Here is a 20,106-nt window from a genome sequence, read left to right as displayed (position 1 = left end):
GGTGCCTACAACCGGCGCAGGCCTGCGAGAACTCGTTCGAGCAACGCCATGTTCGGCTTGTCGCCCGGTTCGTGCACGGCGACGAGGCCGAGCGTGATCAGGTCGCTCAGCAGTACCCGCGTGACTCCCAGCGGGATCTTCATCAGCGCGGAGATCTCCGCGACCGACCGCGGCTGCAGACAGAGCCGCATCATCGCCGCCTGGTCGTTGTTCGCGCGGTACAGCTGCTCCTCGTCCGTGGAGAGCAGGGTTTCCAGACGGAGGTCGTGGCGGGCCGCCGTACGGCCGCCGGTGCGTGCGTACGGACGGACGAGCGCGCTGTCCCGCGCGGGGACGTGGGGTGGTTCCTCATCCTGCATCGGCCACTCCGGTGGCGGTTCCGGCGGGCGTTGGCGCAACGGTTGCTGACGGGGCAGTTGTTGCGTCTCCGCACCGCTCGCGTCGTGAGTACGTTCGGCGCGCAGTCGTCTACGAGTCGCCGGAGACCCGAAACGCGCCCCCGTGTAACCGATTTCCGTCGCTTCCTCGTCGTGCACGTGCTCAAGCTATAACGAACACGCCCAAATGTATGTCGATCACGTTGTCTTTTTGTTGCCCAGATCGAATCTGACCTGGATTGCGGTGCCGGACGACGTCGTTTGGGTGCGGACGAGGTCCGCCAAACGGTTGACCAGCAACAGACCGCGACCGCCTGGGTCGTTTGCGTGAACAGGCGATCGTCCCGCGAGAACATCGGTGATGTGGCCGTTGTCGTTGACTTGGCAAATAATACTGTCACTTTCGGCCCACACCCGGACCGTGCTCTCCCCGCCGCCGTGCCGCACGCTGTTGGTCGCGAGCTCGGTCACCGCGAGGGCGAAGTCGTCCACGCGGTCCTGCGCGAGCCCGTGCTGGACGGCCTGCTCTCGCGCGAACGCCCGCACCGCCGCCATCCCGCCCGCCGCGGCCGAGGTGCTCGCCGCGTCCGCCGGCGTCGGCAACGGCAGCGAGTGCGCGGCGACGACGACCCGTGCGGGGTGGAAGTGGTCGCTGGGCCGGTGCCCACCCGCGTCGATCACGACGGGGTGGGTCTTCTCGGCGTCGGCCAGCACGTCGTGGCTGAGGGCAGAGATGTCGTACGGGCAGAGAATGCTGAGGTCACGGCCGCTGAACGCGTAGTTGACCAGCGCCTCGTGCAACGCGCACGCGGGGTACTCGACATCGGTGCGGTTGTCCCACACCGGTTCGCTGATGATCCGCACGGGCCCGCGGTGCCGGTCGGCGAACACACGGAGCTCGGGGATGATCCGGCCGGGGTTGCGGCCGGTGTCCGCCATGTCGATGAACGTCACGAGGTGGGCGAACCCGCTGAGCGCCTCCTTGAGCAGCACCAGGTTGTGGCCGGGCACGGCGATGGCGACTGGTTCGGCGTTCGCGAGGCCCTCCACGACGAACGGGACGGTCCCGTCGATGTAGGAGTCCTCATCGGAGTAGAACAACGCGGGATGCGCGAACGTCATGTGCCACCTCTCGTCAACGCCCCAGGATGCGCACCCGGACCGTTGCTCAAACCATCATTTCTTGACCCTCACACCGTGTCAGCCCCTACACAGGAGCAGTCATGTTCACCATCGGAGACTTCGCACGTCTGGGGCGTGTGTCGGTGCGGATGCTGCGCCATTACGACGCGGTCGGGTTGCTCTTGCCGGCCCACGTGGACGCGTCGTCCGGCTACCGCTTCTACACCGCCGCACAGCTCCAGCGACTCAACCGGCTGGTCGCGTTGAAGGACCTCGGTCTGACACTCGACCAGGTAAAAATCGTGCTCGACGAAAAGCTTTCCGTTGAACAGTTGCACGGAATGCTTTCGTTGCGGCGCGCTGAGCTGCGGCAGCAGATTCTTGCGGACGAGTCGCGGTTGAGACGGGTGGAAGCACGTCTCCGCGCCATTGAAAGGGAAGGCGCCATGCCTACCGACGACGTTGTTGTGAAGCCAGTTCCTTCTGCCCGTGTCGCCCGTTTGAGCGCCACGGCCGCCTCGTACGGGCCCGAGGACATCGGGCCGGTGATCCAGCCGCTCTACCCGGAGCTGCTGGCACGGCTGGAGCGCGCCGGGGTGCCGATCACCGGGTACGGGATCGCCACCTACGAACCCGCTGAGGGCGACCAGGTGCTGGTCCATGCCGGTGTCACGGTGTCCGTGGAACCGTCCGCGGCATACGACTTCGAGGTCGTTGACCTGCCGGCGTTGGACCAGGCGGCGACCATCGTGCACCGGGGCGTGATGGACGACGTCGACGCCACCTACCAGGCCGTCGCGACGTGGGTCGAGGCCCAGGGGTACAAGCAGAACGGGTACGCCCGCGAGGTCTACCTGAACTACGGCGACGGAGATCCCGCGGACTGGGTGACCGAGCTGCAGCTGGAGATCACCAAGCCGTGAGGGCGATGACCGCGGCCAGCCCGAGCAGGCCGACGGGCAGCGAGGCGAGGGAGGCGAGCCCACCCACCAGGAGCGGGCCGCCCGCGTCGCCGAACTCCCTGCCCACCTCGGCGCTGCCCATCGTCTGACCGAGGTGTTCCTCCGGCGTGCTGTTGGCCAGTGCCGCGAACGCCAGCGGGGTCACGGTTCCTGATCCGGCGCCGATCAGGACCGCGGCCACGAGCGTGCCGGCGAGACCCGGGATCGCCGCGGCGGCCACGAAACCGGTCGCGGCGGTGAGAACGCCCGCTCGGGTGCCCAGGCGGGTGCTGACGCGTCCGGCGTCCAGCGCCGCGCCGACGCGTGGCTGGACCAGTGCCGCGGTGATCGCGAGCAGCGACACCGCGGCACCGGTGACGATCGGGCCGTGCTGGGCGGCTTTCACCGGCAGGAAGCCGACTCCGGTGGCCAGCGCGGCCGTCGACGCCGCCAGCGCCGCCGTCGGCCTCAGGAAATCACTGTGGGACAGGCGTTTCGCGAGGTCCACGACGGTTTGCCGGTGACGGGGCAGAGGTTCCAGCTTCGGCACGCTCATCACCCATGCCGCGACGGCTGCCGCGAGTGCGGCCATCGTGAGGAACAACAGGTCGAAGCCGCCGAGGTGGATCAGGAGGCCGCCGAGCAGCGGACCGGCTGTGTAGCCGATGCCCTTCCACGCGCCGTACCGGCCGAACGCCTTGCCCTTGGCGTCCGGCGGGGTGAGGCGGGCGACCATCGCACTGGCGGCGGGGGAGAACGCCGCCGCCGCAACGCCCTGCCCGAACCTCGCGACGGCCACGTTGTCGACCAGAACGAACGCGGCGCTCGCCACGACGAACGCCACGAGCCCGCCCAGCAGCACCGGGCGGGGGCCAATTCGGTCGGCCAGCGAGCCGAACACCGGCTTCAGAACGATCTCCGCGCCGTCGTAGATCGCGAGCAGGAGGCCGAGCGTCAGCAGGTTGGTCTGCAGAAATCCCAAGCCGGATGCGACGCCGTGAGCTCCGAACGCGGTCACGAAGCCCGCTGCGCACAACGGTAGGACGTTTTTCACGCGAGCCAGAATATGTTGGCTTCGCGGAATGCGCGGGAAGCCCTAGGTCATGAACAGCAAGCGAATCGTGACCATGTCCGCGCTCGCCTGTGCCGGCCTCGTCTTTCCACTGGCCGGAACCGCCGCGGCTGCCGATGGCGAGCTGACCATGACCGTGACGCCGCAGAACCCGAGTGCTGCCAGGGCCTACACGCTCATGTGCAACCCGGACGGCGGTGACCACCCCGCCGCCGACGCAGCGTGTGCCGAGATCGAGGCGGCGCACGGCGACTTCACGGCGTTGCCCGGCGAGCCCGGGACGCTCTGCACCTACATCTACGACCCGGTCACCGTGTCGGCGACCGGCCGGTGGATGGGCCAGGAGGTCAACTACCAGCAGACGTTCCCGAACACCTGTGAGCTGATCCGCGAGACCGGCTCGGTGTTCGTGCCGGAGATCAGGTAACCACGTCCGTGCGGCGCGGCGGTCCTCAGGGCTGCCGCGCCTCGTCCTGGTGAATCCTGCGGTGCAACGACTCCATGCGTTCGTCGAGCTGCGCCGCGATCATCGCCGACGACATCAGCTCGTCCACGAAGTCGGCGGGCGGGCTGTCGTCGTACTTGTAGAACAGCTTGTGCTCCAGCGTCGCCCAGAAGTCCATGGCGATGGTGCGCAGCTGCACCTCGACCTTCACGTGTTCGACCCGGTCCGACAGGAACACCGGAATGCGCACGATCAGGTGAAGACTGCGGTACCCGTTGGGCTTCGGCGAGGCGATGTAGTCCTTGGTGCGCAGGATCTCCACGTCGTGCTGCCGCGCGAGCATCGCCGACACCCGGTACACGTCGGACATGAACGGGCAGATCACCCGCACCCCGGCGATGTCGTCGAGCACTTCGCCGATCGACTCGACGTCGAGCGGCAACCCCTTGCGCCGCAACTTCTCCAGAATGCCCTCGGGCTTCTTCACCCGGTTCGTGATGTGCTCGATCGGGTCGTGCCGGTGAACGGAGTCGAACTCCTCGCTGAGAATCCGGAGCTTCGTCATCAGCTCCTCGATCGCGAACTTGTAGACGAGCAACCGCCGCTCGAGGTCGCGCAGCAGGCTCAGGTCGTCGGCCAAGTCGGTCACGACACCAGGGTACTGATCACGCGGACCCACCCCTCCATCGGTCACGCAGCGCGACAGCCTGCGCGTGCTCCCCGGCGTACCCGCTGTGCGTCCGCTCGTAAAGGCTGACCGCCTCCTCCACGGCCGCCACGGCCTCCTCGCGCTGGCCGAGCTCGTCCAGAACGGCGGCGTGACGCGTCAGAGCGAGAGCGAGATGTGGCCTGAACCGTTCGGGAGTGGCCGAAGCGGCCTTCCGGTACAGCGCCACGGCCTCCGCGGTGGATTCCACGGCCCTGCTCGCCGGCAACCGCCCGGCGAGGCAGACCAGCGCGGCCGCGAGCCGGTAGCCGTGCGCCCAGCTGTTGCTCTCCGTCAGCGTCCTGCCGAGCACGACGGCTTCTTCGGCAGCCGTCAACGCCTCCGGTGCGCGGCCGGTCTCGACCGCGCGTTCGGACAGGTTCACCAGCGCCTCGGTGAGCTCCGGCCGGTACTCCGCCGGCTGCTCGGCGGCGAGGCCGCGCAGGATCCGCACGGCCGCCGCCACGTCACGGAGGGCCAGCTGCGGGTCACCGCGGTGGCTTCGTGCCTTCTGCCTGCCGAGGTTCGCGAGAGCCACGCCGAGATTGGCCCCTGGCCGGTCGTGCAGCTTGCGCTGCAGCTCACGGAGTCGCCGCTCGGCCTCCTCGGCGGTCCGGAACGCCTCGGACGGGTGCCCCAGCTCGCCCAGCAGCTCGCTCTCCAGGATCAGGCTCTCGCACAACGTCTGCGTGTGGTGGCGCAACCCGGTCACCACCAGCCTGCGATATCCCGCCGTTGCCCTGCGCGCCGACGTCAGCGCCGCCCGGGTCAGCCCCGCCCGCGCCTCGCTCCTGGCGAGCCGCAGGTGCAGAGGCGCGTCGCGCGCCGGGCTCGGTTGCCCCTGCCGGAACAGGTGTGCCACCAGCACCTTCTCCAGCTGCGCCACCGCGGGATCCAGTCGCAGGTCCCGCCGGTGCGGCGGCGGGACGGCCTCGCTCACCCGCTCCAGCAGCTCCGTGTCGGCGGTCCCGATGGCGGCGATCATCGCCGAGGCACCGGCGTTCACCAGCAACGCGGGGTCGTTCAGCACCATCGGGTTCATGTGCAGCAACGCGAGCCGCGAGAACCGTTGCGCCGCATGCGCCAGCACCCCGACCGCCCGTGCCCGGAAGCTCTCGTCCAGCCCCCACAACGCTTCCCCAGCCCATCGCGGCTCGACGCCCGTGTCTGCGCGGCGGTCCACCAGCACCGCGGCGAGGAGGTCGTCGCGCAACTGGCAGGCGCCGAGCGGATCGAGCACGTCCTGGTCGATCGCGTAGTGCCGTTCGTAGGCGGCCAGCAACCGCGGCCATTCCTCCACATCGGACAGTCCATGATGGAAGGACAGCGTCCTCGCCTCCTCCAGCCGCAACGGCCGGAGCAGGGTGGCCAGGAAGATCAGCTTGGCCAGTGCCGCGTTGTGCTCGCGTTCCTTTTGCGACCGGAAGCGGTCCTCGTGCCGCAGGATGGTCTGGTTCGCCTGCAACCACGCGGGTTTCTGCTTGTTCAGCACGTCGAGCACGGCCGCCACCGCTACGGACTCGGTGAGTTCCACGCTCGACGGGATCCTGCTGGGCAGCTGTCCGCGCAGGTCGATCGACAGCGTGCTCGACAGCACGTCGAGCGCGTTCTGATAGGTCTGGTCGGTGCCGCGCACCCTGCGTGCGCTCGTGAGTCCCTGGACGTCCGTGTCCACGCCTCGACCGGCCAGCGCGCGGATCAACGCCTCCCACCACGGCCCCGTTTCGTTGCTGAGCAACAGGACCCGCGTGTGCACCTTCCGGGCGGTGAGCGCGGACAACAGGTCCCGCAGGTGCTGCGGGTGCCACGCGTCGGCGCGGTCGACGACGAGCAACAGCCCTCGCGAACCCGGAGTCGGTCGGGTGCTGTCGAGCCAGTGCGCCGCCTCGGGGTCCTGTCGTCCGCGGTAGACCTGCCACCCGTCGGCGTCGGCGTCCGCCGCGAGCTGGGTGGCGAGCCGGACGCGGTGTTCCTCCGCCCAGCCGTGCAGCAGCCGGATCGTCGCGTGCCGGTCCTGGTCGAGCCACCGGCGCAGGCGTTCGAGCGCGCCCGCGTCGACCGGAATTGTGCTGAGCACCTTGCTCAGCAACGCGACCGGCTGACCGTCACGGGCGTGGGTGTCGGTGTCGAACCTGACCGGCTGCAACCAGAACTGCGCGGGCTCCGCGCCCGGCCCCGGCATCCTGACCAGCACCGGGGAGGCCTGCACGGAGTCACCGACGGCGTCGGGGATCTGGAAGACCCTGCCGTCCACGGTGCGCAACCGCACCGGCCCCTTCACCGGCGGGGTGAACGTGACCACACCCTCGATCAGCTTCCACGTGCCGGAGCTGTACCCGTGCGGGATCAGCTCGACCCAGGGCACGTGGTGCGGCAGGGTGATCGTGACGGCGCCTTCGGCCTCGCCACCGAGCACCAGCACGCCGTCCTGCCACCGCACCGCGATGGTGCACAGCCACTCCGACTTGTCCTGGTGGTGCTGCAGCACGGGAAGCAGCACGGTGTCGAGCATCCGCTCCACACCGTTCTCCGGTGGCGAGGTGACGATGTCCTCCGGCAGCGAGTACTTCGCCTCCAGCACGAGGTGCCAGCCGTCCTGGCTCTCCATCACCTTCCTGGGCAGGCGATGCCGCGCCTCCGCGACCCAGCCCGCCACACCGGCGCGGGACTCCCCGACCATCGCCTTGGTGCCGCGGCGCAGCAGGGCGCACGCCTCCTCGAACCCGCCGTCCTCGTTGGTGCAGGCACGCCAGTTGACGTCCTCCTCCAGCTGCAGCGCGGGGGAGATGTCGCGATGGACCCGTTTGATCACCGCGCGCAGCCTGCCCACCGCTCCCGCGTGGAACATCTCGGTCAGCCGTGCCCGCAACGGTTCGAGCAGCTCCGGCCGCAGCGCGACCACCCGAGGTTGCCGCGCGCCGATCCACTCGCTGAACCAGAAGTCCGACTCCGCGCCGACGTCGAGGTGCGGCAGCACGGCGAGCCGCACCGCCCGCACCAGCTCGATCTCGATGCGCGTGGCCACGCTCAGCACCACGGCCAGCTCGACGTCCTGCCGCAGCGGCGTGCGCGCGAGCTCGGTCGCCAGCCGGCTCATGCCGCCCTGCCCATCGCGGACCGGACGGTGCCTACCGTGGTGCTGCGGTCCCAGCACACGAGCGGCATCAACCCGGTCAGCCACGCCGACCAGCGCTCACGGGGAAACGGCACCAGCCCGACCACCCGGCAGTCGCGCTGCCGCAGCGCGGCGACGTAGCGCTCCCAGTCCTCGCGGTTGGCCCTGCCGCGCTGCATGTCGAACGCGGACAGCACGAGCACGGCACGTCGCGGCGCGGGCTGGGGGTGATCGCGCCGAGGCCGCAGCGGCGAACCGCGGAACACCGTCACGTCGGTCAGCCCCGGCCCGACCACGTTGCGCACGACTTTGGCGAGTTCCCACTGGTCCCGCCAGAACAACGACATGGCGGAGGACTCCTCGATCAGCACGTGCGCGCCGCAGCGCAAGGTGGGTCGCGGCGACATCGGCAGCGACGTCACGGCGCGGCCGGCGGCGAGCTCGTCGACCAGCGTGGGCACGTCCACCTCGTCGCCCGGCAGCCGTCGCGACAGCATCGCCTGCACCAGCGCGGACGTGGAAGCCCTGCGCAGCAACGGTTCGAACGGCGGTTTGCGGCGCAGCCGGTCGGCCGTCGTGGTCTCCAGCGGGACGACCTCCTGGTCCTGCCAGGCGATCCGGAGGTTCTCCGGCACGTCCTCGACCCAGGACTGCCGCAGCCCGACCAGAGGTCCCGACTCCTCCTCCTTCGGCGGTTCGGAGAACCGGGGACGATCGAGGCCGGAGGGGCGTTCGCCGGACGGCACGGCGGCGGGAGCCGGCAGCATCGGGGTGACGGGTTCCTCCGTCTCCGACGTGGCGGGGTCGAGCCGTGCGGGCTCCGGATCCGGTGCGGTGCCGGTGATTCCGAGCATGGTCGCGACCGTCTCGACCAGCTCTGGCGTCGGCGGTCGGCCGTCTGGGCGGACTGCGCCGAGTGCGCGGACGAGGTCGCCGAGCCACGTCACGGGTCTCACAGCGGCCAGCCCTGGACGGCGTCGCCCCGCGTCTTCTTGGTGTAGATCATCTCCAGGACGGGTTTCAGCGACGGGTGGTCCGCGGTGGTGATGCCCTCGCGGACGCACGCCTTGATCGCGTCGATGAACTCGGCCGTGCTCGGCTGCCTGCGCTGCTCCTCCTTCGCGGTGCGGCGGGCGTCGGTGAGCCTGCCGATCAGGAAGTCCAGCGGGTACTTGTCGTCCGAGCCGGTGTGGTTGCCTGCGATGATCTTCAGTGTTTCCTTGTCGTGCTCGTCCAACCGGTGCACGACGCATCTGCGTTCGAAAGCGGGCGGCAGTTCGCGCTCCTCGTTCGACGTGATGATGATCAGGCTCTCCCCGTCCGGTCCCGGCTTCTCGTGCACGGGCTGTGCCTGGTCGAGGTCGGTCACCGTGAAGTACCGGTCCGCCAACGGGACCAGCAGGCTGTTCGGCACGTCCGGGTCGGCCTTGTCGATCTCGTCGATCAGCACCACGGCGCCGCGGTCCGCGCGCGTCGCGTTCCAGTCGGGGTGCGGCTCGGCCGTGCGGGGGTGGTCCGCCGCGCTGACGCGGTCGAACGCCCACCACAGCGCGCCGGGGGAGATGTAGTGCTTGTCCGGCTTGACGCCCGTCTTGGTCTGGGCGTCGCTGAGCCTGCGCACGGTGTCGAACGACCACAGCAGGTCCCGTGCCGTCGTCCTCGCCGTGACCACGTGTTCGTAGAACCGCAGGTTCTGCTTGGCGGCGATGTGCTTGGCGAGCGAGGACTTCCCCGAACCAGGAGCCCCGAACAGCAACAGCGGGCGCGTCGTCGCCCGCGCCACGCGGACGGCGAGGTCGAGCACGTCCGGGCACACGTACTGATCGCCGTGCCGTTCGATCTCCGCGGCCATGGTGTTCATGACGCCCTCGGCTTCCTCTCGACTTCCAGCAGGCCCGAGATCTTGTCGATCTCCTTGCGCGCCTCGGCTTCCCTGTCGCAGGACAGGGCCGTGCGGTGGTAGCAGGACGTGGCGAGGTCGTCCTGCGGGTCGGGCTCGCCGATCACGAGGACCACCACGACGTCGGGCCACCGCTCGTGCACCCGGCGCACGCCCTCGAGCCGGTTCGTCCGCGACGTACCGGCCTGGAGCACGACGTACTTCGTGGGATCCGGGTTCGTGGCCCAGTAGTCCACGTCTTCGAGCTGTACCTCGAGTCCGTCGAGCTCGGTGCCCTCCGGCACCCGGCCGAACGGCAGGACCGCGCACGTGTCCTCGTCCCAGTGGGTCGCCCTGCGCACGACGGCCTCGCCGGTGTCGAGGCTGATCGACCGTCCTGCCGTGCCCGGCAGGGTTCCGACCACGCCGAGCCGGTCCTCCTTCCCGTCGGGTGGGACCATCGACGCGACCAGGTCCAGCGGGATCCAGCTGGGTTCGAGCAGGCTCAGCAGGAACTCGAGGTCGGACCGGTGCTGCCGTGCGAAGAACCGTCTGCCCTTGTGGAACATCTTGTGCACGAGCAGGTCGCATCTGGCTTTCAGCATCAGGTACGCGAGGAACTCCCTGGCCAGCAGCGGAGGCGAGTCCTGGGGTCGGCGGAACGGCTCGGTCAACGCCCGCACGGTGTCGGGGTCCGTGGGGAGCAGCTCGGCGACCTTGCGCACGAGGCTCATCTCTCCCGCCTGCAGCAGGCCGAGCTCCGGGCAGTACAGGGTTCTGAGCACCTCGGGGAGCACACCGTCGAAACCGACCTTGTCCAGCGCCACGTAGTGCTTGTTCGTGACGAGATCGGTGAACGGGCGAGCCTTCACGTCGTCCCTGGACAGTCCGATGAGGACGATGATCACCTGGTAGTTGCGGTCCACCGGCTCGTTCTGCATCAGGAACGCCTCGTCGCGCACCCACTGGCTCTCCAGCGCCTTGTCGTCGAGCAGCACGATGCCGACGTGGCTTCCGTGGATCTCCTCGGCGATCTTCGGCCGCCACTCGTCACCCACGAACAGGCCGTCGCGGTCCACCCACCGGCCGATGCGGTGCTTCGGCAGCTCCTCCATCAGGACGTCGACGAGCTGGGAAGCGACGCCCTCCCGGTTGTCCGCGGTGCTGTGGCTGATGAACACCCTCCACAGGTCGTCGTCGTTCACGACTTCTCCTTTCCCTGTGCCGAGGTGTGCTGCGTCAGCCAGTCGGCGTTCTGCAGCTCCAGCACGCGTTCGCACTCGACGACGAACGTGGCCTGTGCCGCCGGGTCCTTGCGCGAGGGCAGGGACCGCAGCAGCCGGCGCAGGTCGCTGGCCGTGCGGCGGTAGCTCGCGATCATGAGCTGGTAGCCGGACTGCGACACGTGGGCGGTGATCGCTCCGGCGATCGTCGTGCAGACGCCCACCCAGACCACGACGCCGCCGTAGATGGCGCCGACGGCCGACAACACGACGGAGGCAAGGCCGAAGGCCAGCTCCGCGTTTTCGGCCAGGTGCAGTTTCTTCTCGTAGTCGTCGGCTGCGGTTTCGTGGTAGCGGATCTGGCCCTCCACGCGGGTCGCGGAGAAGGTGGCCGCATCCGTGATGTCGGGCGCGCGTTTGTGCGTCCGGGCAACGGTGTGCGGGCCGACCTCGGCCATGCGCTCCCGCAGGGCCTCCGCGGTGCCCACTCCCGCCAGGTAGGCGCAGGCAGCGGACTTCAGGGCTTCCGAACGGAGCCGTGCCGCCGTCCAGGCCGCGCGTGCCGCGGGTTCGCGCCATTGCCGCACGTAGGTGCCCACGGAGACGATCGCGGCCGTGACGCCTGCGGTCAGCACGGTCGCCCACTGCCCCACGGTGGTCAGCTGCGCGGAGAGCACAGCCCCCACCGCGCCGGCGATCAGCGCGATGAGGGTGAAACGGCGGTAGGCGACCGCTTTGCGCTTGGCCGCGTCGGCCGTGGTGGACCAGTACACCTGCCGTTGCCACACCTGGTCGACGAGCGCGTGGTCCGTCGGTGGGCGGTCCGGCTCGGTTTCCAGGGCGGCGGGGGACGCGTGGACCACGCCCTGCTCGGCCCGCCAGCGCCGGGCCACTGGTGGGTCCAGGTCCTTGAAGCCCTTGTTCTCCAGGTATTCCACGGCGTAGGCGGCGAGGGACGGCGGCACGGCGAGGTCGGGCAGCCACGCCGGGGCCTGGCGGTGCACCGACTCGATGTCCTGCGACTCCACGATTTCCGCGAGCTGGAGGAGGCGTTGATGCACGGGACCGTTGCCGTACAGCACGCTCGGCAGGTCGCGCTGGACCGGCACGGGCGTGACGTCCACCTGTTGCACCGGGATCTCCTCCGTGATCGGCTCGGACACGTCGGGAGGGCTCGCCTCTGCCGTGACGTCGACGCGCAGGCGGCCCGGCTGCGGTTCCACCGAGTCGTGAGGGCGTTCGGACAGGAAGATCAGCCTGGGCAGGTTCGGCTTGTCCGCGTCGGTTTTCTCGTACGTCGAGAACGTCCAGGTGGTGGCGGGCAGGAGTTCCCGCAGGCGCCACACGACGGGCAGGCGCAGCTCGTCGGACACGCCGATGACGCTGAACGTGCTCTCGGGACGGGACCGGGCCAGGGACACGATCGGGGCGACCAGTGAGTCGTCCACATCGGACTCGACCGGTGCGCCGAACAGGGCGGCCGACAACGCGTCCAGCTGGTCGCCGGAGGGGGCGGTGTCGAGCCAGCCGTCCTCCCACCGGGTCATCGACGGTGCCACCAGGGCGATGATCTCCCGGGAGCCCACGAGGGCGTGGGCGAGGTTGCGGCCCGCGTCGCCCGCCTTGCCCGCGCGGCGCAGCACCGCGGCGGTGCCGTCGGGGAACTCCAGGTGGCTGAAGGAGATCGCGGGTGCGGCGCCGAACAGCCTGGTGTGCTGGCGGAGCTTCTCGTGCCAGTCCCACTTGGCGGCGGGGGGCAGCGAGCTCGCGACCGGGCCCATGCCCGAGGTTCCGGTGAACGCGAAGACGATCTGGTCGATCATGTGCCAACCTCCACGGCTTCCTGGTGGTCGACGAGCCCGATCATCGCCATCAGCGCCAGCAGCGGGCGCAGGACGCGGGCGGGGCGGACACCGCGCGGGTACTGGTTGTTGAGGTCCACGGCGACGCCGGTCGCGGACACGACGTGCAGGGTGCCCCTGCGGAACTTCTCGTAGGTGCCGAGCATCGGCTGGGCGTCGTAGCGGTCGAGGAACGCGTACACGTCGCGGCTCTCCGCGCGGAACTCGGCCGCGGACAGGGGTTCCCGCGCGTCGTCAAGCCGGATCCAGTGGTCGACCGGGTGCTGGTAGCGCAGCTCGTCGGCCTTCGTGAGCACCATGACGACCGGCAGGTCGGCCATGTCCTTGCGTTGCGCCAGGCGTTGCAGGGCGCCCGCGAACGCCGGGTTGACGTTGCGCTCCGGTGAGCCGTACAGCGACGGCACCGCCTCGGCCGGGTGGTCGACGAACATCAGCGCGGTCGCGCCGAGCACGAACTGGCCGCCGAGCCCCTGCGCGCCCGACCGCACGAAGTCCTCGCCTGCCACGTCGAAGAACACCACCGGGCGGGTCGTGCCCGCGCTCGTCCTGACCAGCAGGTACGTGGTGAACTCCTCCTTGAGGTCCTCCGTGGCCTCGAGTTTGTTGCCGCGCATCAGCTCGTTGATCTCGCGCTCGAACGACTGGTGCCGCAACTCGTCCGCGGGCTCGAACGTCAGCCCGTGGTGCCGCAGGTCGCCGCGCAGCGCCGCGTGGATCATCGTGGCCAGCAGGTGCGTCTTGCCGGACTCGCTGCGGCCGACCAGGCCGATGATGATCGGCTCGCCGTGGTCGCGGTAGGAGATCGGCAGGTAGTGCTCGCGGTTCTCGGCGCTGGGGTTGGGACACCGCACGTAGCAGCGGGCCCTGCGGTCCTTGCGCTTGACCGGGTTGTGGATGTTCGACAGGTCCGCGCGCACCCACCGCGCACCACTGCTGTCGGTGATCCGCCGGTACAGCTCGTCCTCCCGCCAGGCGAAGGGCTCCAGGCAGATCGGGCACGTCACGCGCTTCGACTCCGTCGGCGGCGTCACAGGAAGATCACCCCCAGCACGACGGCGACCAGGACGACCAGCAACACGACCGGGATCCACGGGAACGGGCGGGACGGGGCAGGGGCCACCACAGGCGGGCGCGGAGCAGCCACCGTCGGCGCGACGGCCCTCGGCGGGTGCAGCTCGTCGAACCGGTCGTAGCCCGGCCGCATCGTGGCGGCGATGTCCACCGGGCGTGGCAACGGATCGCGGTCGTTCAGCCGTTCCAGCACCTGGACCGCCGTCGGCCGGTCGTCCGGCCGCGCCTCGAACACCCCGTGCAGCAACGCGGCCAGCACCTCCGGCTGCGAGGACAGGTCCGGTGTGTCGCCGAGATCCACGCGCTTGCCGGTGAACAGCTCGTACACCACCCGGCCCGCCGCACGGACGTCGTCGCCGGGATGGGCCACGCCGCCGTTGCGGGACAAGGAGGAGCGCGATCCCTCACCGATGTTCACGGTGTGCTCCAGGTTGATCAGCTGGGTCGTGAGGCCGTCCCAGCACAACGACGACAGCCCCACCGAGCCGTGCACCAGGTCGACGGCGGCGAGCTGCGCCAACGCCCGGAAGAGCCCGATCAGGAACCGGCGGCGCTCGTCGATCAGCAGCGTCCGCAGGCCACCGGCGACGCTGCGCCCGGCAGGAGGTTCCAGCAGCACGAACGGTTCCGCCGAGTCGAAGTCGTAGCCGACGAGCCGGGGCAACTCGGGCAACGGCACCGCGTAGCGCGCGTGCAACCGCGTGAGCGCACGGATCTCGTTGTCCAGCAACAGTTCCGCCAACGCCACGTCCCCGGGGTTCGCCACGTCGGGCAACGTCCGGTGCAGCAACGTCGTGCCGTCGTGGGTCTTCACGCGGGACGTCAGCAGCAGCGAGTCCGGGCTCGGCGCTCTCTCGACCGTCTGCACCTGCCAGTACGCGGGCCTGCCCGCCGGATCACGTCCGGTGAGCGTGTCGAAGTTCGTCGCGGAATGGGTCATCCGGCGTCCCCTTCCGGACCTGGTGCCACCACGTGGACCTCGCGCTGGACGATCCTGTTCACCAACGGCGTCAACCGGATCGCGCCCACCGCGTCACCTCTGGTGCGGATCACGACACCGCCGTCCGCGGGCGGCAGGTCCATGTCCGACGACGCGAAGTGCACGACCACCGTTCCGTCCGCCTGCAGCAGACGGATGTCCTCCGCCGCGCAGAGCTGCGTCATCAGGCTGCGCGCGGTGAGCGACAGCACGCGCCGGCTCGCGTCCGAGCTCTGCCACAGCGCCGCGGCGAGCCGTCTGCGCGGACCGTCGTCGGTCACGAACGGCGGCAGCTCGCGCAGTCCCGCGTGGTCGAGGTGGTGGTTGTACTCGGCCGCCAGATCCTGCGCCCGCAGCAGAGACCGTTGCGAGTCACCGGACAGCGGTGTGCGCGAGGAGATCTCGTCGAACGACGGCCGCAGCACCTCCAGCGTGATCGCGACCAGGTCGTGGTGCAGCACCTCGGCGAGCCCCGCCGAGCTGTCCACGCTCAGCGTGCTGCCGTCGTGCTGCTCGCGCTGGTCGGAGATCATGTCGCCGAACACCTCGACCACCGCGTCGATCGCCCCGGCGATCACCAGCAACGCGTCCGCGAGCCGGCGGTTGCGGTCCGACGGCGTCCACCGTTCCTCGATCGTGCGCGTGACCTGGTCGACCAGCAGGCGGTTCGCCCTGGCCGCCCGGCGCACCGGAACCTCGCCCGCCCACGTCGTCACCGCGCGGTTCCACACGGCCACAACGCTTCCGACCAGGACGGCCATCAGCACCAGCAGCACACCGATGGCGACGAACAGGCCGAACGACGGCAGCGCCGGGAAGAACGTGCCCGCCGTGCCACTTGCCGCCGCCGCGAGAGCCGTTGCGGCCAGCGGAAGCCGAGCGTCCTGCACTCCCGGCGCGCGGTTGAACAGCAGTGCCACCGAAAGCAGCCACAGCAGCCCGAGCCCGATCGCCCGCCACCACTGCAGTCCCGGCACCCACGCGGCGAGCAGACAGGTCACGAACACCACCGGCAGCAGATGCATGACCGGCGTCGGCCACAGCCGGAACGCGGGCGGCTTCACCAGTTTGCCGATCCACGACCCGATCTCCGCGTCCACGGACTCGGCCACGACGAGACTCCGCGCGGCGCCGAGCTGGTTGCCCAGCCCACGCGCCTGGTCCGCGAGTCCCGGCAGGGTCCGGCCACCCGAGAGCTCTGCCACGACGGCCTTGCGCAACGACTCCGCCAGCTCCACCGAGTTGACCGGAGCCGGCGACGGCAGGCCCTGCTCGACGAGCTCCGCCGGTGACGGATATCCCTCCGCCAGGCTGGAATCCACGTCCTCCAACGCCCGCGTGGTCGCCTTGTGGAACCGGGTGACGGCCTCGCCCGCCTCGGCCAGCCGCGCCAGGACCACCCGGTGCACCCCACCCAGCAGCCCGCCGAACCCGCGCAGCGCGTCCATCGCACGGGCCGCCGCACCCACTCTGCTCTGCGCGGTCGTCATCGCGTCATGCAGCGGTGATCCCGGCCGCAACGACGACGCGTCGCCTTCCGCGGCACTGCGCACGACCGACGCCAGTTCGGCCGACTCGCGGTCGTGCTGCCGTGCCGCCACCCCGGTCGCCACCAGCTGCCGCAACGCCCGCAGCTTCAACGCCCGCATCATCGCGGGCTCCACCGTCGCGTAGTCGACCGCGAGGCCGGGGTTCGCCGCCTGGTGCGGCATCTCGCTGACCTCGGCGAAGACCTTGTCGAACACCAGCGGAAACCGCAGCGCGGTCAGCAGGTCGTCCACACCGGCGGCACCGCGGCCGGCACCGGGACGCCGGGACCCGCCCTGCCACGGCACTCCGGCACCGTCACCCACCCACACCGTCACGCCGACGTTCGCGAGCGCGGACGGCGTGCGCAGGGACGGGCCCTTGCCGTCGAGGTCGATCGTGCCGATGGCGACCAGCACCACGGCGTCGACCTGAGGCAGCATCGCGAGCCGCTCGAACCACTCGTGGTGCTCGCTGAGCGCGGCCGTGGTGTCCACGACCAGCAGGCGGTTGGACGGCCCGAGCTCGCTCACGTCGCGCCGCTGTAGGTTCTCCACATAGGACTGACCTTCCGCCGTGCGGAGGTCCAGCGTCATCACCGAGTCCGGTGTCTCGAATCGGTTCACGGTCGCAGCCATTCCGGATCTCGGGCGACCCAGTCGCGCAGGTCCTGCAGGTTGTCCTGCAACGGGTTGTTGACCCCGCGGAACGTCAGCTTCAGCGCGCCCGGCAGCGTGCGCTCCCAGAACTCGCGCAGCGCGTGCAGCCTGCGGGTGCCGCTGTCGCCGGTGCGCCCGGCGAGCTCGGCGTCGATGCGGGCGAGCTCGTCCGGTGCCATGCCGACGATCCGGTCGTAGAGCCGCGCCGGCTTGACCGGCCTGCGGTACACCCCGTTGGGCGCGGTCGAGATCAGCCGCGCGCAGAAGTCGAGCCGGATCTGCTCGTCGTCGGTGAGCACCCAGGCCTCGTAGGCCGACAGCAGGCTCGCCCAGCTCGACAGCCGGCCGAACGGTTCCAGCTCCAGCCGCATCATCGCCTGGGCGCCCTCACCGAGCCGCACGTTGACCGCCCACGGCGACTCCTCGTCGCCGACCACGCTGATCTGGTCGTTCCAGGCGGCGCAGAGCAGGTGGTGCAGGATGCGTTCGCGGTGCTCGGGAATCGTCGCCAGGTAGCCGTAGTCGTAGCCGAGCCGTTGCCGCCAGCGCAGGAAGTCCTGCTGCTCCTCGTTCTTGAGCGCGTCGGACCAGTGCTTGAGCACCTCGCGGACCTCCGGCACCTCGGTGAGCCCCATCGAGCTGCGGAACAGCACCACCGTGATCGACTCGGCGGCGATCGGGCGGAACTCCACCACCGCACCGGACCGCGGCAGCTGCACGGTCTGCTGCAGGTACTTCTCCAGCTCGAAGTCCTTGGCAGCGGCCGGGTACGAGAACAGGATGCGCAGCTTGCCCGTCCCGCTCGGCGCGAACGAGCCGGGCACGAGACCGGAGAGCTTCTCCCGGAACTGCGCCAGCTCGTCGTCGCCGACCAGCGCGCCCGGCCTGCCCGCGGCCGCCGTCAGCAGTTCCTGCAACGCGGGCAGCAACGGCCGGTGCTGACCGTCACGGTAGGAGAACAGGCGCTTGACCGCCTGCTTGATCCGGTCCTTGATCTGCGCGACCGCGATGCCGACGCCCTTGCCCTCGACCACCAGGTCGTAGGCCTGCTGCCAGCCGTGGTCGCCGAGGATCTCGGTCACGAGGTCACCCCGCGTCGCGGTCGGCCGCAGCCGTCCGCCCTGGTGCACGTAGAAGTCGACGAACCGGCGCACGACCGACTGGTAGAACGGTTCGAGATCTCCCTGGGGCGGCAGGAGATACGTGACGCCGACCCGCTCCTGGTACAGCTCGCGCGCCCGCGTCAGGAACCGCCGCTCGCTCATCCTGGCGTGGTCGGAGAACGCGCCGACGAGCTCCTGCACCTCCCGCAGGACGGTCCTGAGCTTCACGTCCCAGCGCACGGCCTGGTCGTTCCACGCCGCGTGCCACACCCTCCTGGCCCGCCACGCGTACCACTCGTCCTGGCGCGCGATCGCCGCCCGCACCGCCGGGTCCGCCCACTGCAGCTTGCGCAGGAACTTGCCCTTGATGCCCGCGGCGGTGGGCGGGTTCAGCGTCAGACCCGCGGGGGCCGGTGGTTCGCCGCGCCGTGCCTCAAGGATCTTCGCGAACCCCATCGTGCTCGCCGTGTCGGCGAGCGAGTCGTGCCCGCTCAGCACGCGCCACAGCCGGAACAGGTCGACCTCGCCGAGCAGCGTCCGTACCGCCCGCCGCGCGTCGAACGACTGCACGAGCTCGGGAACCTGCATGGCGAGCTGCTGGTCCAGCGTGCGCAGCCCGGACTCCATCGTGCGGGCCCTGGTGCTGAGCGCGCCCTGGATGGCCTCCGCGCCCGTCGCGGGCGCCGCCTCCCTGATCGCGACGGGTGCCCGCAGCCGCAGCGGGTCCAGATTGGACGCCGTGAAACACCGTTCGATCAGCGGGGAGTTGTTCTCCGCCTGGCCCGCCGGCGGCTCGCTCAGCTCGTCGACCGCCTCGGCGAGCAGCCTCGTGCTGATGATGTCCGCGATGTCGTCCACCGGAACCGTCATCGATGCGACGGAACTCGTCGACACACCGCGGTTTCCGATGCCGGTCGCGGCGGGCACCTCGCGTTCGACCGCGCTGTTGATGAAGCTGTCGGCGAACGACATGTACGTCTGCGCCACGGCACCGCGGCCGCCGTCACCGTCCGTGCCGAGGTCCGTGCCGATCAACGACAGCACGAGCGAGACGACAGACCGGTGCAGGTCCTCCCGTTGCACCCCAGCGCCTTTGCCGAACAGGAACGCCGTCTGCAGCGTCGACGCCCGCAGCCGGATCTCCTCGCGGTCCGGGTAGCGCACCGACAGCGTGCCGTTGATGCCGTAGCTGTCCAGCTCGGTGCCCGCCGTCTGCGCGTTCTGGTCGTCCACCAGCCGGAAGAGGTCGAGCAGCGCGCGACCGGCGTTGAGCCGCGCGGCCCGGCCGCCCCCGAGGCCCTCGTCGAACGCCGACGGCATCAGCACGAGCGGGAAGATCCGCGCCCGGTAGTCCTGCCGCGCGAACACGTCGCCGATCAGGTGCAGGAAGTCGAAGAAGACACCGCTGCCCGTCCCGCCCGCGACTGAGAACGACACGAAGACGTCGCACGACAACGACCTCTTGCCGCCACCGAGCAACGCCAGCTCGCCGAGCGAGTTGTTGATCGCGCCGACGGCCTTGCGCAGCGGACCCTGCGCGGCCGAGGTGCCACCGCGGAACGTCTCGAACAACGCCGCGCGGCCGACCGTCGGCAGCTGGCCGGCACCACGTGCGAGCGGCCCGATCCGCGGCTCGCCCTGCGGTGGCGGTAGCCAGTCGTCGACGTAGGCGGGCGCGGCGAGGCGCAGGCTGCGGGCCACCTCGGGATAGGTGTCGTGGTGCGGAACGAGTTCGCGCACCAGGTGCATCGTGCGTTCCGCGGCGGGGAGGTACGCGGGATCGGGCACGACCCGGCGTTCCAGGTTGCCGAACTCGTCCTCGCTCAGGTCCGCGTAGACGAACTGCAGGCACGACGGCAGCTGGTAGGGCAGGAAGTTCTTGCCCTGCATCATCCGCTGGAGGTCGGTGCCGTCCGGGCCGCACAGTTCCTCACGCAGTCTGCGTTCGAGCTCGGCCCCGACCCGACAGCCGGTGCCACCCAGTCCTACGTACAGCATGGGCTGGTAGATCTGCATCGTTGTCCT

General features: G+C 70.1%; 15 protein-coding genes. 2 read left to right on the top strand and 13 right to left on the bottom strand.

The window, feature by feature from the left end; genetic code table 11:
* Positions 1-5 precede the first annotated feature (5 nt).
* A complete protein-coding gene (locus JOD27_RS40445; RefSeq protein ID WP_204767664.1) occupies positions 6-359 on the bottom strand; it encodes a DUF742 domain-containing protein in 354 nt (117 codons plus the stop codon).
* Between the two features lie 216 nt (positions 360-575).
* Positions 576-1,499, bottom strand: coding sequence for an anti-sigma factor RsbA family regulatory protein (locus JOD27_RS40440; RefSeq protein ID WP_204767663.1), 924 nt, complete (start codon positions 1,497-1,499; stop codon positions 576-578).
* A 101-nt stretch (positions 1,500-1,600) separates the two neighbouring features.
* Here JOD27_RS40440 and JOD27_RS40435 point away from each other — a divergent pair, with 101 nt between their 5' ends.
* A complete protein-coding gene (locus JOD27_RS40435; RefSeq protein ID WP_204767662.1) occupies positions 1,601-2,422 on the top strand; it encodes a MerR family transcriptional regulator in 822 nt (273 codons plus the stop codon).
* On the opposite strand, the gene JOD27_RS40430 is transcribed toward JOD27_RS40435, so the two are convergent.
* Positions 2,409-3,494 carry an MFS transporter gene (locus tag JOD27_RS40430; RefSeq protein WP_204767661.1) on the bottom strand — a complete coding sequence of 362 codons (1,086 nt, stop codon included), beginning with the start codon at positions 3,492-3,494 and terminating at the stop codon, positions 2,409-2,411. The two genes, JOD27_RS40435 and JOD27_RS40430, sit on opposite strands and share 14 nt — an antisense overlap.
* Before the next feature lie 49 nt (positions 3,495-3,543).
* Here JOD27_RS40430 and JOD27_RS40425 point away from each other — a divergent pair, with 49 nt between their 5' ends.
* Positions 3,544-3,939 carry an SSI family serine proteinase inhibitor gene (locus tag JOD27_RS40425; protein ID WP_204767660.1) on the top strand — a complete coding sequence of 132 codons (396 nt, stop codon included), beginning with the start codon at positions 3,544-3,546 and terminating at the stop codon, positions 3,937-3,939.
* 25 nt (positions 3,940-3,964) lie between these two features.
* On the opposite strand, the gene JOD27_RS40420 is transcribed toward JOD27_RS40425, so the two are convergent.
* From JOD27_RS40420 to JOD27_RS40375, 10 genes are read right to left on the bottom strand one after another with little or no spacing between them, the layout of a single operon-like run.
* Positions 3,965-4,606: a GTP pyrophosphokinase gene (locus tag JOD27_RS40420; protein WP_307830610.1), complete on the bottom strand. Its 642-nt coding sequence runs from the start codon at positions 4,604-4,606 to the stop codon at positions 3,965-3,967.
* 16 nt (positions 4,607-4,622) lie between these two features.
* Positions 4,623-7,760, bottom strand: coding sequence for a tetratricopeptide repeat protein (locus JOD27_RS40415; RefSeq protein ID WP_204767659.1), 3,138 nt, complete (start codon positions 7,758-7,760; stop codon positions 4,623-4,625).
* Entirely contained in the window at positions 7,757-8,734 is a 978-nt protein-coding gene (locus JOD27_RS40410; RefSeq protein WP_204767658.1) for a hypothetical protein, read from the bottom strand. The genes JOD27_RS40415 and JOD27_RS40410 overlap by 4 nt, the downstream gene beginning before the upstream one ends.
* A complete protein-coding gene (locus JOD27_RS40405) occupies positions 8,731-9,639 on the bottom strand; it encodes an AAA family ATPase (protein ID WP_204767657.1) in 909 nt (302 codons plus the stop codon). The genes JOD27_RS40410 and JOD27_RS40405 overlap by 4 nt, the downstream gene beginning before the upstream one ends.
* The gene (locus JOD27_RS40400; RefSeq protein WP_204767656.1) at positions 9,636-10,862 is read right to left on the bottom strand and encodes a toll/interleukin-1 receptor domain-containing protein; all 1,227 of its coding nucleotides are present in this window, start codon (positions 10,860-10,862) and stop codon (positions 9,636-9,638) included. The genes JOD27_RS40405 and JOD27_RS40400 overlap by 4 nt, the downstream gene beginning before the upstream one ends.
* The gene (locus JOD27_RS40395; protein ID WP_204767655.1) at positions 10,859-12,703 is read right to left on the bottom strand and encodes an SLATT domain-containing protein; all 1,845 of its coding nucleotides are present in this window, start codon (positions 12,701-12,703) and stop codon (positions 10,859-10,861) included. The genes JOD27_RS40400 and JOD27_RS40395 overlap by 4 nt, the downstream gene beginning before the upstream one ends.
* Positions 12,700-13,773, bottom strand: a complete 1,074-nt coding sequence (locus JOD27_RS40390; protein ID WP_204767654.1) for a TRAFAC clade GTPase domain-containing protein — start codon at positions 13,771-13,773, stop codon at positions 12,700-12,702. Before JOD27_RS40390 ends, JOD27_RS40395 begins: the two co-directional genes overlap by 4 nt.
* Positions 13,770-14,753 (bottom strand): hypothetical protein, encoded by a 984-nt coding sequence (locus JOD27_RS40385; protein WP_204767653.1) that lies wholly within the window; start codon positions 14,751-14,753, stop codon positions 13,770-13,772. Before JOD27_RS40385 ends, JOD27_RS40390 begins: the two co-directional genes overlap by 4 nt.
* A complete protein-coding gene (locus tag JOD27_RS40380) occupies positions 14,750-16,945 on the bottom strand; it encodes a hypothetical protein (RefSeq protein WP_204767652.1) in 2,196 nt (731 codons plus the stop codon). Before JOD27_RS40380 ends, JOD27_RS40385 begins: the two co-directional genes overlap by 4 nt.
* A complete protein-coding gene (locus JOD27_RS40375) occupies positions 16,942-20,097 on the bottom strand; it encodes a tubulin-like doman-containing protein (protein ID WP_204767651.1) in 3,156 nt (1,051 codons plus the stop codon). The genes JOD27_RS40380 and JOD27_RS40375 overlap by 4 nt, the downstream gene beginning before the upstream one ends.
* Positions 20,098-20,106 lie beyond the last annotated feature (9 nt).

Source organism: Lentzea nigeriaca (genome assembly GCF_016907955.1).
GTDB classification, from domain to species: domain Bacteria; phylum Actinomycetota; class Actinomycetes; order Mycobacteriales; family Pseudonocardiaceae; genus Lentzea; species Lentzea nigeriaca.
The sequence above is the reverse complement of the archived record's forward strand: the minus strand, read 5'-3'. Positions and strand labels throughout refer to the sequence as shown.

Coding starts and splice junctions, on each gene's coding strand:
- JOD27_RS40445 (WP_204767664.1), bottom strand. CDS start 359: ATGCAGGATGAGGAACCACCCCACGTCCCCGCGCGGGACAGCGCGCTC.
- JOD27_RS40440 (WP_204767663.1), bottom strand. CDS start 1,499: ATGACGTTCGCGCATCCCGCGTTGTTCTACTCCGATGAGGACTCCTAC.
- JOD27_RS40435 (WP_204767662.1), top strand. CDS start 1,601: ATGTTCACCATCGGAGACTTCGCACGTCTGGGGCGTGTGTCGGTGCGG.
- JOD27_RS40425 (WP_204767660.1), top strand. CDS start 3,544: ATGAACAGCAAGCGAATCGTGACCATGTCCGCGCTCGCCTGTGCCGGC.
- JOD27_RS40415 (WP_204767659.1), bottom strand. CDS start 7,760: ATGAGCCGGCTGGCGACCGAGCTCGCGCGCACGCCGCTGCGGCAGGAC.
- JOD27_RS40405 (WP_204767657.1), bottom strand. CDS start 9,639: ATGAACACCATGGCCGCGGAGATCGAACGGCACGGCGATCAGTACGTG.
- JOD27_RS40395 (WP_204767655.1), bottom strand. CDS start 12,703: ATGATCGACCAGATCGTCTTCGCGTTCACCGGAACCTCGGGCATGGGC.
- JOD27_RS40385 (WP_204767653.1), bottom strand. CDS start 14,753: ATGACCCATTCCGCGACGAACTTCGACACGCTCACCGGACGTGATCCG.
- JOD27_RS40375 (WP_204767651.1), bottom strand. CDS start 20,097: ATGCAGATCTACCAGCCCATGCTGTACGTAGGACTGGGTGGCACCGGC.